Genomic DNA, 3,084 nt, shown 5'->3' on the forward strand with positions numbered 1-3,084 from the left:
CTTCGGTAACACCGTAGTCATTATCGGTGAAACTCCTTCTAGATCAGAGCCTCACACACAAACTTCCTAACACCCTCACCCGCAACAAGGAATAATAGAAATCAAGGCACCTGTCTAGGACCAAAACACAGGGCACTACACATTCTTGACGGAGCTGTATTCCATTCCGATCCCGGCATTGCGTACACCTCACAAGCCTTCAGAAATTACTGCTCGTCGTTGAGGCTGTAACAGTCCATGACAGTGGTAGGAACGAGTGCTGATAACGCCCTAGTAGAATCGGTTTAACTCCACCCTCAAGCGGGAAGTCTTGCCTGACAGGAAGGTCGTTGATAATCCGATCCCTTGTCGCCGGGAAGTCTTTAGGTGGTGCATGCGCTATAACACGCGCCGGCGGCACTCCTGGTGCAATCTTGTAGCGCCGGATGACTTTGAAGCCGAGATTTCAGCTACACTGACTAAAGCAGCATAGCTAACCCCCCGACGTGTTCACTTTCCGGGGGTGGGCCTATACGTAACCGAATGCACCCTTCAAATGAATTCACAGCTTTGAAAACTCTTTGGCTGATGATTTATAATCTCGAAGACAGGTGCGCCACTGAGTAGAGGGGGGAAGGTAGTTTGCAATCGAATGGGGCCACTATATAGGAGGGGACAAAGGTCGCAGGGCGAAAAGCTACTAATCAACTAGCTCTAGACTGCTCGGACCGTTTGCGAATTGCATACAAACCATGCTGCGCACACAAACATGGAGAACTATCCTAGTCTCCGACACATCCACTTTCTAGCGCCAGAGTGAGTACTGAATCCTAAAAACAAAACACGTAACAGCAAGCATTGAAAATAACTCAAAACCAAGGATGAGATCTGTGACTTTTTAATATCACGGAAGATCCTTTACAAATTACAGATTGTAGGATATTCTAAGCCTGCATTCACTAGAATCCAAACCTTAAGGAGTCCCAGTTGAAGCGTAAGGTCAGTCTCGGAATCGCAGCAGCTGCGTTAGCTATGACTACCGTTACTCCCGCTGCATTTGCGCAGGAAACTACCACTTTCGACAACGGAATTGTTAATTCCGAATTTTCTTTGGATAAAAAGGAATCCACTAAAAAAGACCCCAAGGAGCAAGCCGAGCTTACCGGCAAGCACTTGGATAACGCAAAGAAAGGCGTAGAGACGGCGAAGGGTATCGTCGACACCCTCAATGGACTGGGTGGTCTGTTCGGGCTTAATGGCGGTAAGTAATCCCCCTCCAACCCCCAGATATTCGCACGATTGCGCTTGAACCCGAACCGTAATGATGGATCTGTTAATCCGCGATGGCCGGGTCTTGAAGGTCTAATCCTTATTTCGCACTAGGGTTAGACCTTTAGCCTTTTCTGTATCCTTCGTTGTTGTAACAGGCGACAAACTCGTAGAGTGCTTAAGTGTACCTTTTTGACGATGGTAAAGGGGTACCGTAGCGATTCTCCGCCTTGAATTTGGCGAAAATTCCCCTACTTCGGCGTTGGTGTGACTGTTGCATTTCGAGAAATGCAACATCGATCTTTGGGGTCTTTGACGAAATGTAGCCAATAGAACTTAAATATCAAAAAGGAATGGCGTGCCAGCAAATTGCGGACGCGTAGTGGAGCTACCTCGTGGTTAGGTAGCTATTTCTTTTCTGCTGGTGGTTAGGCTGGTGTGGTTCTCGAAGTCGATGGGGCTGACCATCCCGAGGGCTTCAGTGTCGGCGTCGACGGTTGTAGACGACTTCAATCCAGTAAGCCACAGCCTGACGCGTAGCATCGCGGGTGGCCAGCGCTTCCGGTCGTAGAACTCGGTTTTAAGCGTCGACCAGAATGACTCGGCCATTGCGTTATGGAAGCACACCCCGGTACGCCCCACGGACTGAGCAATGCCCAGGTTGCGGCACACCTCCCAGAGCTTCTCACTAGTGAATTGCATTCCGCGGTCAGCGTGAAACACTAGCCCGTCAGGCACGTCACCACGCAACGTATGCGCCATCCGCAAAGCCCGTTCAACCAGGGAAGTATCTTGAACTCTGTCCATAGCCCAGCCCAGTACCCTGCGGGAATGGCCATCGCGGTCTGCGCACAAATACAACCAGCCTTCACCGGTGCGCAGATAAGTAATATCTGACTGAAGTGTCCCAGGTTTTGTTCCGTTTGAGTAGATGGGAAAATCTGGAACATGCCGAGAAAATTTGACCAGGATGCCAAGGACCGTGTGGTCCGTCTTGTAGAGGACCGCATCGTGGCGGAAAATATGTCGATGCACCCCGCGTGCCAGGCAGTAGCCCCAAAACTGGGGGTTTCATGGCACACAGCTCGTCAATGGACTTAAAACCTGCCCGCCGTGCAGGAAACACCCCAGAACCTGTACCTGAAGATTTAGCCGCCGAAAACGCGAGGCTACGCCGCGAAAATCAAGAGCTACGCGATACTAATGAGTTGTTGAAGGCTGCCTCAGCTTTTTTCGCGTCGGAACCAGGCCCCAAACGTTAAGAAATGATCCGGTTCATCGATAAATACCGGAATCGTTTCTCTGTCGAGTTCATCTGCACTGGCGTTAAAAGAATATCCGGGCTGGTGGGCTTATCACCTCGCGTGGTTAACGCCAATCCACAGACCACAGCCCGAGGACTTAAGTGCTCGTCGCCTTCGTGACGGTTGTTCTAGTTGAACGCATTAGTGCTGTTCATCGGGATAATTACGGTATCTACGGCGTGCGGAAAATGTGGCATGCTCTACGCCGTGAAGGAATTGATATCGGTCGTGAACAAACCGCCCGGCTGATGCGTCTGGCTGGTGTTTCTGGCAAAGGCACAGGCGGATCACCAATCACAACCCGAAAAGCTAACGTGCCTGATTTGCGCCCGGATTTGGTCGAGCGTGAATTCAAAGCCCAAGGCCTTAAACACGCTGTGGGTGGCCGATACTACCTATGTGCGCGCGAAGAAAGGCTTTGTGTATGCCGCGTTTGTCACCGACGTCTACTCCCGGAGAGGGTGTTAGGAAGTTTGTGTGTGAGGCTCTGATCTAGAAGGAGTTTCACCGATAATGACTACGGTGTTACCGA

2 protein-coding genes and 2 pseudogenes are annotated in these 3,084 nt (G+C 50.7%); 3 read left to right on the forward strand and 1 reads right to left on the reverse strand.

Features of this window, described 5'->3' with window-relative positions; all coding sequences use genetic code 11:
• Positions 1–966: 966 nt before the first annotated feature.
• A complete protein-coding gene (locus tag ABRP64_RS11505) occupies positions 967–1,248 on the forward strand; it encodes a hypothetical protein (protein WP_284783801.1) in 282 nt (93 codons plus the stop codon).
• Between the two features lie 444 nt (positions 1,249–1,692).
• On the opposite strand, the pseudogene ABRP64_RS11510 reads toward ABRP64_RS11505, so the two are convergent.
• Positions 1,693–2,199, reverse strand: a pseudogene (locus ABRP64_RS11510) (IS3 family transposase); the annotation flags it as partial.
• Between ABRP64_RS11510 and ABRP64_RS11515 the strand changes: the two are divergent.
• A pseudogene (locus ABRP64_RS11515) lies at positions 2,151–2,349 on the forward strand (hypothetical protein). The pseudogenes ABRP64_RS11510 and ABRP64_RS11515 sit on opposite strands and share 49 nt — an antisense overlap.
• A 319-nt stretch (positions 2,350–2,668) precedes the next feature.
• Positions 2,669–3,043 carry an IS3 family transposase gene (locus ABRP64_RS11525; RefSeq protein ID WP_349866524.1) on the forward strand — a complete coding sequence of 125 codons (375 nt, stop codon included), beginning with the start codon at positions 2,669–2,671 and terminating at the stop codon, positions 3,041–3,043.
• Positions 3,044–3,084 lie beyond the last annotated feature (41 nt).

It is taken from the genome of Corynebacterium sp. KPL4015 (genome assembly GCF_040225725.1).
Lineage (GTDB): Bacteria > Actinomycetota > Actinomycetes > Mycobacteriales > Mycobacteriaceae > Corynebacterium > Corynebacterium rhinophilum.